This window comes from Haloarcula sp. CBA1122 (assembly GCF_009741785.1).
Lineage (GTDB): Archaea > Halobacteriota > Halobacteria > Halobacteriales > Haloarculaceae > Haloarcula > Haloarcula hispanica.
The window spans coordinates 118,969-133,807 of record NZ_WPCB01000003.1; the positions used below are offsets into that span (position 1 = coordinate 118,969).

At 57.5% G+C, this 14,839-nt stretch carries 12 protein-coding genes; 10 read left to right on the top strand and 2 right to left on the bottom strand.

From position 1 onward, the window contains the following. Positions 1-53: 53 nt before the first annotated feature. The 8 genes from GJ630_RS02145 to lpdA all read left to right on the top strand — a co-directional run bounded on the left by GJ630_RS02145 (position 54) and on the right by lpdA (position 9,786). Positions 54-1,151 carry a branched-chain amino acid ABC transporter permease gene (locus tag GJ630_RS02145; protein ID WP_050007348.1) on the top strand — a complete coding sequence of 366 codons (1,098 nt, stop codon included), beginning with the start codon at positions 54-56 and terminating at the stop codon, positions 1,149-1,151. Continuing rightward, entirely contained in the window at positions 1,148-2,455 is a 1,308-nt protein-coding gene (locus tag GJ630_RS02150) for a branched-chain amino acid ABC transporter permease (RefSeq protein WP_014030856.1), read from the top strand. The genes GJ630_RS02145 and GJ630_RS02150 overlap by 4 nt, the downstream gene beginning before the upstream one ends. Continuing rightward, entirely contained in the window at positions 2,448-3,275 is an 828-nt protein-coding gene (locus GJ630_RS02155) for an ABC transporter ATP-binding protein (RefSeq protein WP_014030855.1), read from the top strand. Before GJ630_RS02150 ends, GJ630_RS02155 begins: the two co-directional genes overlap by 8 nt. Continuing rightward, complete coding sequence (locus tag GJ630_RS02160) at positions 3,272-3,976, top strand: ABC transporter ATP-binding protein (RefSeq protein WP_014030854.1); 705 nt, start codon at positions 3,272-3,274, stop codon at positions 3,974-3,976. The genes GJ630_RS02155 and GJ630_RS02160 overlap by 4 nt, the downstream gene beginning before the upstream one ends. A 681-nt stretch (positions 3,977-4,657) precedes the next feature. After that, on the top strand, positions 4,658-5,806 hold the full coding sequence (gene pdhA / locus GJ630_RS02165; protein WP_050036575.1) for a pyruvate dehydrogenase (acetyl-transferring) E1 component subunit alpha: 1,149 nt from the start codon (positions 4,658-4,660) through the stop codon (positions 5,804-5,806). Next, positions 5,803-6,819: an alpha-ketoacid dehydrogenase subunit beta gene (locus GJ630_RS02170; protein WP_014030852.1), complete on the top strand. Its 1,017-nt coding sequence runs from the start codon at positions 5,803-5,805 to the stop codon at positions 6,817-6,819. The genes pdhA and GJ630_RS02170 overlap by 4 nt, the downstream gene beginning before the upstream one ends. Position 6,820: 1 nt before the next feature. Next, the gene (locus tag GJ630_RS02175) at positions 6,821-8,353 is read left to right on the top strand and encodes a dihydrolipoamide acetyltransferase family protein (protein ID WP_146418191.1); all 1,533 of its coding nucleotides are present in this window, start codon (positions 6,821-6,823) and stop codon (positions 8,351-8,353) included. Next, entirely contained in the window at positions 8,353-9,786 is a 1,434-nt protein-coding gene (gene lpdA / locus GJ630_RS02180) for a dihydrolipoyl dehydrogenase (RefSeq protein ID WP_191449319.1), read from the top strand. The genes GJ630_RS02175 and lpdA overlap by 1 nt, the downstream gene beginning before the upstream one ends. Before the next feature lie 2,186 nt (positions 9,787-11,972). On the opposite strand, the gene rdfA is transcribed toward lpdA, so the two are convergent. Beyond that, complete coding sequence (gene rdfA / locus GJ630_RS02190) at positions 11,973-12,485, bottom strand: rod-determining factor RdfA (protein ID WP_252718696.1); 513 nt, start codon at positions 12,483-12,485, stop codon at positions 11,973-11,975. Positions 12,486-12,714: 229 nt separating this feature from the next. Beyond that, positions 12,715-13,599, bottom strand: a complete 885-nt coding sequence (locus GJ630_RS02195; protein ID WP_014030846.1) for a universal stress protein — start codon at positions 13,597-13,599, stop codon at positions 12,715-12,717. A gap of 355 nt (positions 13,600-13,954) precedes the next feature. Here GJ630_RS02195 and GJ630_RS02200 point away from each other — a divergent pair, with 355 nt between their 5' ends. Together GJ630_RS02200 and GJ630_RS02205 are read left to right on the top strand one after the other, a co-directional pair. Then, on the top strand, positions 13,955-14,245 hold the full coding sequence (locus GJ630_RS02200; protein WP_008308452.1) for a DUF211 domain-containing protein: 291 nt from the start codon (positions 13,955-13,957) through the stop codon (positions 14,243-14,245). A 6-nt stretch (positions 14,246-14,251) separates the two neighbouring features. Beyond that, complete coding sequence (locus GJ630_RS02205; protein WP_050036581.1) at positions 14,252-14,833, top strand: VIT1/CCC1 transporter family protein; 582 nt, start codon at positions 14,252-14,254, stop codon at positions 14,831-14,833. Positions 14,834-14,839: the final 6 nt, after the last annotated feature.

The following is a 14,839-nucleotide window of genomic DNA, read 5'->3' on the forward strand; positions in this document are numbered from 1 at the left end:
TCTATGACGATTTTACATCAAGATTTTTAACACTGGGTACAGAGCACGATAATATGGCGGCACGAGACTACTACAGCCGTGGACAGAATCTACTATACAACCGCCCAGTACTCGTTATATTCGCCGTTATCGGCGTGTTTCTCGTATTCGACATCCTTCGACAGTTAGGCACTGGAACAATCGTCGTCACAGACCTCATGAGTTATCTCTGGAACGGACTGGTGCTTGGGATGTCGCTTGGACTGGCCGGTGTCGGCCTCTCGATGACGTACAGTATCCTCAATTTCGCGAACTTTGCCCACGGTGACTTGATTACGAGCGGTGCGTTCGCCGGATGGGCGACGGCGTTTCTGATTGCCGGGCTGGGAGAGTTCTCTGTCGAATCGCTCATTCTTATCGGCGGCCCAATCGCAGTCGGTTCGAATGAGCTTGGCATCAATGTTGTCAATACCCCGCTGGCGCTTCTGGCTGGATTGCTCGTCGCCGCGGCCCTCACAGCCGCCCTCTCGCTTTTGCTGGATCGAATCGTATTCAAACCGATGCGCAGTGCCGATGGCGTGACGCTGATGATCGCCAGTGTCGGTGTCGCACTGTTCCTTCGTAATTTCCTCACCTTTTCGTTCCTGACTGACAGTCGCGGGCTGACAGGCGGCAATATCCCCCAATTTACCATCGCGGGCGTCACGTTCGGTGGGCACCAGATTACGCTGGTCGTCGTTGCCGCACTCCTGATGCTCGGCACTCACATTCTGCTCCAGTACACCAAGATCGGCACGGCCATGCGTGCGATGGCTGCGAACAAAGACCTCGCAAAAGTCACGGGCATCCCAACGGAACGCGTCGTCAAGCTCACATGGATTATCGGCGGCGGGCTTACTGGGTGTGCAGGCTTTCTTATCGCGTTACAGCAGGGAACGCTCACAGTTACAATGGGGTGGGACCTGCTGTTACTGGTGTTCGCAGCGGTCATTCTCGGCGGTGTCGGCTCGATCTACGGCGCAATGGTCGGCGGGGTCATCCTCGGCATCGCGAGTCGACTCGCACTCGTCTGGATCCCGGCTAGCTTCCTCCTGGTTGCGGCATTCGTCATTATGATCGTCATGCTGCTCGTGCGCCCGTCGGGTCTGTTCAGTGGGAGGACGACGGCATGAGTACGGGTTCCATTCAGGCGCGGGCTGAGGGCTGGCTTGGCAACAATGACGTGCGCCTGCTTGTCGCGCTTGCTCTCGCGATCGGGGGACTGTACGCGCTTTTCAGTGTCGTCCTCGGGTTCCAGCTGAACGGTACCGTCAACACGCTCCGTCGTGTCGCGTTCCTCTCAGCTATCTATGCCATGTTAGCGCTCGCACTGAACCTCCAGTGGGGGTACGCGGGCCTGTTCAATCTCGGTGCGGCCGGGTTCATGGCGATCGGTGTGTACACGATGGGGATACTGACCGCCCCAGTGACGGCCAGTCCGCCCGGCTTCGGGCTGCCGCTCCCGGTCGCCATTGTGGCTGCTATCCTCGTGACTGGGGTCGTCGGCGGCCTCGCAGCGTTGCCGGCGATCCGGCTTCGTGCCGACTATCTTGCCATCGTAACCGTCGCGTTCTCGGAGATCGTTCGCCTCACACTCCGTGCCCCGGAGTTCGCGAACACTCGCATTGCCGGCGTCGCATTCGGGACTGGCGGTGCGACGGGCCTGTCCCTGCCACCGAATCCGATCCGGATTCTCTTTTACACAGACCCGGCCGCAACAGCCCCAGCGCCCAATGCGCTGGGTGCGGCGATGTTCAGCGCCGTGGAACCGCTGGGAATCGAGCAGACGCTGGTCATCGGCTGGGCGTACGTGGTCGTGCTGTGTCTCTGTCTCGGCCTCCTGTACTGGCTGATGATCCGTATCGGGAAGTCACCCTTCGGCCGGGTCCTCAAGAGCATCCGCGAGGACCAGCAGGTCACGCAGGCACTGGGGAAAGACACGCGCCTGTTCAAAATAAAGACCTTCGCGCTTGGCTGTGCGCTCATGGGCCTGATTGCCATCCTTTGGCGGCTCTCCGGAGGCTATGCATCGCCACGGATGTTCAAGCCGATACAGACGTTCTATATTTTCATTGCCCTGTTTATCGGCGGGACTGGCTCACCGACAGGAAGTATCGTTGGCGGTGCCCTGTTCGCGAGTCTGCTCTTCGAGGGACCCTCGTTCGTCCGCCGGGTCGTGGCAGAGTACCTCCAGCTCAGCAACGCCCCCGACACGCTTGTCGGTGCGCTTGCCGAGCTGGGGACCCTTGATATCACGCCCCTGCTGGCCTATTCCGTGCAGGACGTGAGCATCTCCGCGCTCCGTCTCATGCTGTTAGGTATCGTCCTGGTGTATCTCATGCAACGGCATCCGGACGGGCTGCTTGGCCATCGAAAAGCAATCGCATCGAGCGTTGACCTCTCACAACAGGCGACTCGCGAGGACGACAATGAGTAAGAACGCACACTCAGCACGGAGCGACCAGACCCAAAAGGGACAGCAAGAGCAGATACTCAAAGTGGAGAACCTACGAAAGACGTTTGGCGGTATTACCGCTGTCGCCGACGTCTCTTTCCACGTCGAAAAGGGGTCGATCACCGGCCTGATTGGCCCGAATGGGGCTGGCAAGTCGACGACGTTCGACCTGATTACCGGTGTGCAACGGCCGGACGGGGGCGAAGTCGAGTTCAACGACACGGAGATAACGGGGTACCGGTCGGATCAGGTCGCAAACCAGGGCCTCGTCCGGACCTTTCAGATCGCACGGGAGCTATCGGAGATGACTGTGCTGGAAAACCTGCTGCTGGCACCACAGAACCAGGCCGGCGAAGCAGTCTGGCGAGCGGTCCTCCCGCGAGCCAGAACGAAGGTCGTCGAACAGGAAAAAGAGCTCCGGGAACAGGCCTGGGAGATGCTCGAACTGTTCGAGATCGAGCACGTCGCGCACGAATCCGCCGGCAATCTCTCAGGGGGCCAACGAAAGCTTCTGGAGATGGCGCGCGTGCTCATGACCGACCCCGAGATGGTGCTGCTGGACGAACCGCTTGCGGGAGTCAATCCGACACTCGAGGAGAAACTCATCGACCGGTTGCACACGCTCAAAGAGCGTGGCTACACTTTCCTCTTCGTCGAACACGACATGGACGTTATCATGAACAACTGCGATACGGTCATCGTTATGCACCAGGGGAGCGTTCTCACCGAGGGGCAACCGGACGCGGTGAAAAACAATGAGAAAGTGCTTGACGCCTACCTCGGAGAAGAGGTGAAAATATGAGTTTGCTGTCAGTACAGCAACTGGACGCCGGCTACGGTGACCTGCAGATCCTCACAGACGTCGATATGGAAGTCGGACAGGGTGAGTACATCACCATCGTCGGCCCGAACGGCGCAGGTAAGTCCACTGTGATGAAGTCAGTGTTCGGACTGACGACGTACATGGGGGGCGAGATCGTATTCAATGATAGGGACATCGCTGGCGAACAGCCGGAAGATATCATCTCGTATGGGTTGAGTTTCGTCCCCCAGAGCAACAACGTGTTCGAGCCGCTGACGGTCACGGAGAACCTCAAGATGGGTGCATACACGCTGGACCAGTTTCCCGAAGAGCGGCTACAGGCGGTTTACGACCGGTTCCCGATACTGGAAACGCGGTCAGAACAGAAGGCGGGTACACTTTCAGGCGGCCAACAGCAGATGCTTGCGATGGGCCGTGCGCTCATGCTCGACCCTGATCTGTTACTGCTTGACGAGCCCAGTGCAGGCCTCGCACCGGACCTCGTCGACGAGATGTTTGACCGCATCGACGAGATCAACGACGCCGGAACCGCCGTCCTCCTCGTCGAGCAAAACGCCAAAGAGGCATTGCGGCGGTGCGACCGCGGCTACGTCCTTGTGCAGGGACAGAACCGACACGAAGACAGTGGTGAAGCACTTCTCAACGACCAGCAGGTTCGCGAGGACTTCCTCGGCGGGTAGTCTCTGTACCCAGGACTGGCTTGGAGACTGCTTTTTGCCACAGGAAGGCGCCGACGCGAGATACTGTACGGGCCGTCGAGCCGGCACGGGCTGTTGAGTCCTTGACGGCCCATAATCAGCGAACGGATTGCCACACTGCAGCCCCGGATTCAGTGAAGTTGTAGATATTTGAACGTATTTAGTTCTTCACAGCACCTCGTTATATCGACTTATCCGTATTACCGTCTGAATATATGTTGTGTTACAATCATCACAAGATAGGGAAGGTAGATATAATAGTCAAATATGTTGTACTTGTTGCTGTCTCTACGTCCCTTTGGCCCAGTAACTGTCACCGCTCATACCGGGATAGCTACTGTGGCGTGTGAACGAGTGTCGCACAAACAATAAGTATCTACCATGTCAGTCTCCACATATGCATCCGGGCTTGAACCCTATCGCCTGCCCTGCAGGTCAGCTGTCCCGGCAGTTAATGGATTGGGCACTGCCCTCTTCCACAGCTACATTTTTCACATTTTCGACATTTAAACTGGCGTAGACTGCCAGCGCACAGGTGGTCCCTGTGCCCGGTGGAAAACGCCAGCCTTGAACACGCTCGGGGAGCCGTACTCAGCGGCTGTTCGGGTTATCAGGGTCTGTTGAGGGAGCGTCTGTCGAATACAAAAAACATCATCGAAAACAATGAACATGAAAAACGAAGCAGGAAGCAAGGACGTGCCAGCGGCCGTCAGAGAAGACTCGGATCTAGTCCAGGTACTGGATGCTGAAGGAAATGTCTTACCACAGGCGTCTGTTCCGGACATTTCAGACAGGCAGTTACTTGAGTTGTATGAGACAATCAAGCTCGCTCGTCACTTCGACCAGCGGGCGATCAGCTTCCAGCGACAGGGGCGGCTAGCGACATACGCACCAATGACGGGCCAAGAAGGGTCACAGGTCGCCACGAGCCTGGCACTTGCCGAGCAGGACTGGTTGTTCCCGACCTACAGGGAGCACGCGGCGAAGTACGCCCACGGGATGGACCTTGCATCCCTTTTCGAGCCACTGAGAGGCTATCGAGAGGGATACGCGATCCCCGACGACGTCAACGTGATGCCGGAGTATATTCCGATTGCGACCCAGGTTCCACAGGCCATGGGAATGGCGTGGGGACACAAGCTACAGGGAAAGACCGATACGGCCGTCCTGTGTCACCTCGGTGACGGTGCGACCTCCGAAGGCGACTTCCACGAAGGACTGAACTTCGCTGGGGTGTTCGACGTCCCCGCTGTGTTCGTCTGTAACAACAATCAGTGGGCGATTTCGGTCCCCCGCGAGCGACAGACCGCGAGCGAAACCATCGCTGAAAAGGCACAGGCATACGGTATCGACGGCGTTCGAGTCGACGGGCTGGACCCGCTGGCGGTCTACAAAGTCGCCAGTGCGGCACTGGAGAAAGCCCGGAATCCGGGTCCCGGAGAGCTACGCCCAACGCTTATCGAGTCCGTCCAGTATCGCTTCGGTGCGCATACCACTGCGGACGACCCGTCCGTTTACAGAGACGAATCGGAAGAAGAGGCCTGGCGCGACCGCGACCCCGTGGACCGCATTGAAACGTACCTGTACAACGAGGGCATCCTCGATTCCGACCTTGAGAGTGAGATCCAGGACAGTATCGAACAAGAAGTCAGCGAGGCGATAGAAACGGCGGAGCAGACAGAGACGAGTCCGGACAACATCGTCGAGCATGTGTACGAGGACGTTCCAGCGCGGCTCGAAGAACAGCGGGACGAACTGAACCGGCTGCGCGAGAAGTATGACGACGGCGCGTTCTCGGAGGTGCTGGAATGAGTTCGACAGCCAGTACGCAGACGGGGCAAAACGCACAGCGTCTCACCCTCGTGGAGGCGATACAGGACGGACTGTACACGGAAATGTCGCAAGACGATAGCGTCGTCGTTCTGGGCGAAGACGTCGGGAAGAACGGCGGTGTTTTCAGAGCAACCGACCAGCTATACGAGGAGTTCGGCGAAGACCGCGTCATCGACACGCCACTGGCAGAAGCCGGAATCATCGGGGCTTCGATTGGACTCGCCCAGACCGGCATGAAGCCTGTTCCCGAGATGCAGTTCATGGGCTTCATGTACCCCGCGTTCGACCAGATCGTCAGTCACGCTGCGCGCCTCCGGAGCCGTAGCCAGGGGCAGTACTCGGTGCCGATGGTGATACGGGCCCCATACGGCGGTGGGATTCGTGCCCCAGAACACCACTCCGAGTCAAAGGAAGCGTTCTTCGTGCACGAGCCCGGCCTCAAGGTCGTCTCACCGAGCACGCCCTACGATGCGAAGGGGCTCCTGGCAGCGTCCATCCACGACCCGGACCCAGTCATCTTCCTGGAGCCGAAGTTGATCTACCGCGCCTTCCGTGAAGATGTCCCGACGAAACCGTATGAAGTGTCGCTGAGTGAGGCTGCTGTCCGGCGGGAGGGAAGCGATATTTCAGTCTATACGTGGGGAGCAATGACCCGGCCCGCCCTGATCGCCGCGGAGAACCTCAGCCAGTCACATGGCATCGAGGTCGAGGTCATCGACCTGCGGACCCTGTCACCCCTCGATGTAGCGACGATTACGGACTCGTTCAAAAAGACCGGCAGAGCCGCGATTGTACACGAAGCACCGAAGACCGGCGGACTGGGGGCGGAAATCGCAACGACGATTCAGGAAGAAGCGCTCGTTCATCAGGAAGCGCCAATCAAACGAATCGCCGGCTTCGATGCCCCCATGCCGCTCCATTCGCTGGAGGATTACTATCTGCCACAGGCGGTCCGTATCCAGGACGGCATCCGCGAAACAGTCGATTTCTAACATGGTCCGTGAATTCGAACTCCCCGATGTCGGTGAAGGCGTCGCCGAGGGCGAACTGCTTCGCTGGCGGGTTGCGCCGGGCGACGCAGTTTCGGAAGACCAGCCAGTAGCGGAAGTCGAGACCGACAAAGCCGTCGTCGACGTCCCGTCCCCCGTCGACGGTGTTGTCGAAGAACTCCGTGCCGCGGAAGGTGAGACAGTCCCAGTCGGTGACGTGATTATCGTCTTCCGGGTCGAAGGGGAAGACGAACCGGACGGAACTGAAACGCCTGCAGACGACGCCACTGCGGACAGCGGGCACCAAACCGACGACGAAGCACCAACACAGCCAGCCGAAGAGACGCAGTCAGAACCAGCGGTGACACAGCACGTCCAAGTCGCCGCTTCGCCGTCTGTGCGGCGTCTCGCCCGTGAACTGGGCGTCGATATCTCCAGCATTGCGGACTCGTCTCCGGGGCGTATAACGGAGTCGGATGTCCGCGCGTACGCGAACACGGACTCTCACTCCTCGACGCAGGCGCAGTCAAACCAGCGGACCGCCGCCGCGAAGCAACAAAAACAGCAAGCAACTTCGACGCAGTCTGTCAGCCCAGTTCAGGCGAGAAAAACGGCAGACCGGGAGACGACGGTGGCCGTCCCGAAAACCAGACACGTCGCAGCGGAGGAAGGGGTCGATCTCGACAATATCCCAACTGATGAACGAAAGGACGGAGAACCCTTTGTCACGCTCGAAGCGGTCCGAGAGTACGCAGAGGCCCAACAGCAGGCACAGAAAAAGGATCAAGAAGCGGTAGCCGAGAGGGCAGCGGCTGACGAGCCGGCGCGCCCGGAGTCTCGGACGCCGTACAACGGGATCAGGCAGACGATCGGAGCCGCGATGACGGAGTCGAAATATACGGCCCCGCACGTCACTCATCAGGACGAGGTCGACGTGACTGCGCTGGTCGACGCTCGTTCGACCCTCAGACAGGAGGCCGAGGAGCACGATATACGACTGACGTACATGCCGTTCGTGATGAAAGCGTGTGCCGCGGCCCTGCAAGAGAACCCACAGGTAAACATCTCCCTCGACGAAGCAAACGAAGAAATCGTCGAAAAGGAGTATTACAACATCGGTGTCGCAACGGCGACTGATGACGGGTTGCTGGTTCCCGTTGTCGAGGATGTTGATGCGAAAGGCCTGCTCGAAGTCGCATCGGAAACTAACGAAAAAACCCAGAGAGCGAGAGAACGGAGTCTGTCGCCGGAGGAGATGCGTGGCGGGACGTTCACTATCTCGAACATCGGCGGGATCGGCGGAGAGTACGGAACACCGATCATCAATCAGCCGGAAAGCGCAATCCTGGCACTGGGAGAGATCAAAAAGAAGCCACGGGTTGTCGAAGCCGATGGTGAAGAGACGATAGAACCCCGTCATGTGATGACACTATCGCTGTCGTTCGACCACCGAGTACTCGACGGCGCAGACGCCGCACGGTTCACGAACTCCATACAGAAGTACCTGCGAAATCCAAACCTGCTACTACTAGAATAATGGTCGTCGGAGATGTCACTACCTCGACTGACGTACTGGTTATTGGCGCGGGCCCCGGCGGATACGTCGCCGCAATCCGCGCTGCACAGCTTGACCTCGATGTCACTCTCGTCGAAAAAGGGGCGTACGGGGGAGCCTGTCTCAACCGTGGCTGTATCCCCTCTAAAGCGCTGCTAAACGGTTCAGACCTGGCATCGGAGGCGGGCCAGGCGGAGGAACTGGGGATTTACGCGGACCCAACAGTTGCGCTCGACGAGATGATGAGCTGGAAAGACGGCATCGTCGACCAACTAACGAGCGGTATCGAGCAGCTGTGTACGGCAGCCGGCGTGAATCTGCTGAAAGGGACTGCCGAATTTGCTGCTGAGAACAAGATCAGAATCGTCCATCAGGGAGAGGGGCAGGGCTCTGAATCGCTGAAATTCGACCACTGCATCATCGCAACGGGGTCCCGGCCGATCGAAATTCCGGGATTCGACTTCGATGACGAGCCCATCGTCTCCTCTGCTGGCGCTCTGAACTTCGAAACGGTACCCGCCGAACTCGTCATCGTCGGAGCCGGATACATCGGCATGGAGCTAGCGACAGTCTACAGCCGACTCGGGAGCGACGTCTCGGTAATTGAGACCCTTGAGCAGGCACTTCCCGGCTATCAGGAAGACGTTGCCTCGATAGTCCGACAGCGAGCAGCACGTCTCGGCGTCGACTTCCACTTCGGGTACACGGCGGACAGCTGGGCAGAGTCGGACGGTGAGACCGTCCTGACTGCTGTCCCCGCCGACGAGGCGGCGCACGATAGCGATATCGAACTCACTGCTGACAAAATACTCGTTGCCGTGGGTAGACGCCCGGTGACTGACACGCTCGGTATCGAAGCTGCCGGCGTCGAAACCGATGCTCAGGGGTTCATTCCAACGGATAGCAGATGCCGGACGAACAAGAAGCACATTTTCGCGGTCGGCGACGTTGCGGGTGAGCCGATGCTGGCACACAAGGGCTCGAAAGAAGGGGAAGTCGCAGCGGAAGTAATCGCTGGCGAGCCCGCCGCAGTCGATTATCGGGCACTCCCGGCTGCGGTGTTCACCGATCCGGAAATCGGAACCGTCGGGCTGACGGAGCACGAAGCTGCGAACGAGGGTGTTACTCCAGTTACAGGTGAGTTCCAGTTCCAGGCGTCTGGACGGGCACTAACAGCGAACCGGACAGAGGGCTTTGTCCGAATTGTCGCCGCAAAAGAAACCGAACGTGTGATCGGTGCACAGATCGTCGGTCCGGAGGCATCCGAGTTGATTGCAGAAATCGCAGCCATGATCGAGATGGGTGCAAAGCTTCAGGACATCGGCTCCACCGTCCATACCCATCCAACATTAAGTGAAGCGGTAATGGAAGCCGCACAGAATGCGAGAGGGAAAGCAATACACAGACAAAACTGACTGGTCAATATTGACGCCTTAGAACCCAGATCTACGACCAAAACCGTTCAATCTATACCCATTTGTGGCCTATCCGATGCTGTTTACTGAAACGAAACGACAACTCGGGAACAGAACCCACCCTGAGTGACCGCTACGTTCTTTTGTGGGTACAGGTCGAAGCTATAGTAGCCATTGAAAATCAATGCACACCTGATCGAACGACGGCAGTGTGGTCAGTGTGTACATCGTTGCAATTGTTACTGTAGTCTCCAGCGTCGGACACCAGATACGTTCCAGATTCAGTCGTTCGCGACTGTTTGGCTTGCGGCGCCGTCACTGGCACTCAGCTTGCTCTCCTCTTCTTCGGGTCTCGGTACGTCTGTTGGAAGGTTTTCGTACAGAATTCCTTTGCTCGCGTTGTAGCATGTCATGCGATGTCATGGCTGATGGAAACATATAAAACCGTCCCTTATTCTGTACCGCCGAATATTAACATTTCGAGAATATTTATATATCGACCAATTTTCCAGAACGAGATTATAGAGTATTTGTTTGGATTCGGTGTCGATACCGATATATACGACCTGTTTTTTGCGCTGAAAGTTCAGCTATTGTCTCGTATGCTATCATTTCCTGTCATCTGTCTTTTCTATGCTGTCGGATACAATCCAAAAATCTTGGATTGTATGCTATATAGTTGTAGATCTATGATTTATTCTAATCAAAATCCAAACAAATATGTTAGATATCTGGGTATTGTGATGTCATGCATTCCTCTTCACAGAAGAAATGCTCCGTTATCTCTCCGTCCGGATCACGTATCGTAACCGCGCTGAACTTCATCTGTTCGCTGATCACTTGTCCACAGTAATCACAGCGGTAGTTCGGTGACCCATCGACCAAGACTCGAGTTGATTTGTTTTGGATATTCAGTTCGGTAGCGGCCGTGTTGCCGCTGGCTTCCATAGCGCACCGAGCAGTTGCTAGTGACTGCTCCGCCTCAGTTTGTCCATTCATCGTTTGTATCGATTCGTTGTTGACAGGGGTCGGACTCGTTCCGTCGACTGTTACACATTACTCTGGATCGCTCTTGTCGCTTTACCACCGTTTTCCGCCTATGCCGGGTTACTGCCCGGACTGGGGTGGGCTACGTGGGGTATCGGAGAGAAAGTGTAAAAAACGTATAACCGGACGTTACAGCCGCTAATTGGCTCGCTTTCCGGGGCGGTTCTACCGTTTTGGTACCCGGTTCCATACCTCCCAGTACGGAACTTCCGTATTTAATCATTTGGTTAGTCCCTATTAGCTTCGTCACTGAGATAGGGCGCTCACAAACTCGAAGCAAGCTATAGTAGCCATTGAGCATCAATGCATACCTGGTCGCCCGACAGCAGTGCGATCAGTGTGTACATCGTTTCAATTGTTACTATAGATGTCTTGGAGTGATGGCTGCTGCAGGCCACGGCTACGTTGTGCAGTCTCGCTGGACTCACAGGTTTGGGCCAGTTATTTTCGTTGGGTGTGAACGCCACTCACGGAACTATTAAGTGTACATCCATTAAAGATAAGGACATGAATCCGGGCGCTGACTGTACGGCTTGGCAGGCAAGCCCGCTGTCCCGGCACTTGATCGGTGCAGACCCCATCACATCCGGTTTCGCGTTTTTTACATTTTTCAAATTTTAAACTGACGTAGACCACCACAGTGCGGGTAAACGCCGGCACACAGGTGGAAAACGTCGGTCCTGGCTGGTTCCCAAACACCAGCCGACGGTTTTCGGGTCGCGATGACCCATCTCACGAAGCGCTGCGACACCAACTACAAACCCATAATCAGCGACATCATGAACGCACAAAACACGCAGGAGTACCGTAGCCAACAATCAGCAGACATCGCAAACGCGGACCGAGCGCGGAGTGCAGCCCCCGAAAGCGTTGAGAGCCAATCTATCAGGGTCGTAATTAGCTCGATTGAAACGCGACACTGCGATCACTGCGGCGCATCAATTGACGACAACGTCCGGTATCGTAATGTCACGACCAGAGATAGTGCTGGCAACGTCTCGGAATACGCGTTCTGCGGTGTCGACTGTAAGACCGCTCGGTTCCCGAGGCTCGGCTGACCGCCGGCTGGCGTGGCGCATTGTCGGTTTACAGGACCATACTGGGGTTTTGGCGTCGGTTCGATAATACGGTCCGAGTCCTCACGCGGATTGACAGTCGCAGCCACCCTGTTCCAGAAACGCTACAATATCGTAGCTATGGCCGCAGTCCTCACACAGCACCTGCACCTCGTTGATGACGTTGAAATCGCCTGCCGAGATGGCGTCGTTCTTTTCGAGGCTCTCGATAGTCTGCCTCGTTACAGCGGTGGTTCGGCCCCGAAGCCGCTGTATTGAGTCGATGGCGTTTTCTTTCCGTTCTGCGGGCGTCCGCTCGGGTCGGGCCGCCCCACGGTCGTTCTTGAGATAGCGATACACCGTCTGGTGGGAGATAAAGTCGTCCATCACCGATTCGATATCGACCCCGCTCTGTTCGAGACGGGAGCGTATGAGCGGGGCGTCCGCGTCATCTTCGCGAAGTGATTGATAGACCTGCTGGATGTCACCACTCAATGTCGGTGCGTCGCTCCCCTCGATGGCGGACTCGAGCACCGACTGATTGAAGTAGTCCGCGAGGTCTCGGGTACTTTCTTCCTCCCCGTCGGCGCGACCCACCGATCTTCGAGTTCTGCACCCATCCCGACAAGATCGTATTTTCGAATTACGGCATCCACCTTGTTCGTTCCCCCTCCGGACTGTGAGTCGTCTGCGGTCATGATCCGATTTACCTGAACGCCATAGTTACTAAACACTCCCGCATACCGGGAGGTTTGGCGAGGTCCCTCACGCGGAGAGCTTTATCAGGCCCGTGCTCTGGTATGTGTCGGCCGATTCACGGGCTGAGCTACTCATTTGATTCGGATTCAGGCTCGCGAACCCACGCCACCGGAACTGGGGACTGCCGGACAATTTTGGCGCTGACACCACCCATGACGTACCTGCTGAAGTCAGTCTGTCCGTGGGTCCCCATGATCGCGAGATCGACCTCGTTCTCGTCGATGTAGTCGCAAATCACCTTCGAGGGGGTCCCGTGTTCGATGACGCTGGTGACCGAGTTGAGCGACGTCTCCTCGACTTTCTCGGTCGCTTCGGCCAGAATCTCATTTGCCCGCTCAGTCAACTCCCCTTCTTTCAGGACGGAGCGTGCATCCGGTCCGAGACCGCCGGTCTCGACAACGTGAAGCAGGTGGAGCGTTGCTCCCGTCGCCTTCGCGACATCGATCCCCTCTGCCACTGCGAGTGCTGCGCCACGGCTTCCATCCGTCGGGACGAGGACGTGCTTGGGTGGATACACGAGTGGTCGGCCTTCGGCAGGGTTGACCGCAACGACGGGAACCGCTGCCGTATTGATGACGCGTTCGGTGACGCTTCCGAGCAGGATTCGCTTGAGCCCGCGCCGTCCGTGCGTCGGCATAACGATGCAATCGATGTCGGACTGTTTGCTGTAGTCGACTATCGTCTTGTGCGGGTCACCCTGGAGGACCGCAGAGACGACAGGAACGCCTTCATCTTTCGCATCCTGTGTGGCTTCCGCCACGATGCGCTCCCCTTCTGTTTCGAGAACGTCGATGACCTCTCCACGAATCGTGGTGACGCTGTCTCGGCCGGTGTCGGCGACGTTGATAACATGAATCGTCGCCTCGTGTTCGACTGCGATCTGTATTGCGTACTCACGGACCGATTCTGCGGCGTCACTTCCGTCGGTTGGGAACAGGATAGTGTCGTACATAGTGGCGTGCTGGAATGTGGATCAGCTATCTGGGTCGCGGGGAGCGCGTCGGGTTGTCCGTAGGCGGGTCCCTATCTTCGCACTCCCTGATTGTGGCTTCTGCGTCCTCGCGCACTCTGTGCCGTTGCCTACGCATCAAAGCACTCGCGCCGGTATGGTTTCAGAGACATTGTATTCGGAGGCTGTGTGGCGGACTACGCAGTGACGTCTAATAATATCTCGCCCACCGGAGCGCTCTCCAGCCATCTGTGGCTGGGACACACAGGGGATTGCTCTACGCCCCCACCAGGGCTGGCGCGTCGACAGGACGGTGCTGACACACATTTTTAAGCCAATCCCCCCACCGTATTGAGATATGGCAGCAGTCCGGCGCCTCGTTATCGATGTACTGAAACCCCACGATCCGCCCCTGCTGATGTTCACCGATCAGCTGGCCGAAATTGAGTGCGTCGAGGGCGTCACTTCGTCTCTGATCGAACTAGATCAGGAAGTGCAAAACGTCAAGCTCACCTTCGAAGGCGAAGAGCTGGACTTCGAGGCAATCGAAGAAACGATCGAAAACCTCGGCGGGTCAGTCCACTCTGTGGACCAGGTTGCCTGCGGTGACAGCGTCGTGACGGACCGACGGACGTTACAGGATGCCTGACGCGCCGTGACGTCCATTCGACAACTCCTCAGGCGTCTTCTCGGGAAGGAGGACGTCCTCGCAATCTCGCGCCGGTACTTCATCTCGAACGGCTTCGACGGGACGCTGACGTGCATCGGCATCATCGTCGGCGCTGTCCTTTCGGGAGTTTCAGATGGCTCCACTGTCATCAAAATCGGACTGGGCGCGGCAGTCGGTCTCGGGACGTCTGCGGTCTGGAGCGTCTGGGAAATCGAACGTGCCGAAACCCGGGCCGAAATCAGACGTATCGAGCGAGCGATGCTCAAAGACCTCGACGATACCCGCGTTCAACGCGACCAGAGCGGTGCCCGCTTCGTACACGCCATGATGAGCGGCCTGGGGCCACTCATCGGGGTTCTGATTCCACTGACACCGTTCGTTGTCGCGGGGACCGTTGTCACAATGGTAGAAGCCGCACTCATCTCGGTCGGCCTGGGTATCGGTGTGTTGGGTGCGTTCGGCGCTTACATGGGCTCGATTTCGGGTCAGCGGTGGTACGTTGCCGCAGCGCGGATGGGACTCGCCGGCTTGGTCGTCGCAATTCTTAATCTCTTTCTTCCGGGGTGAGAGGCC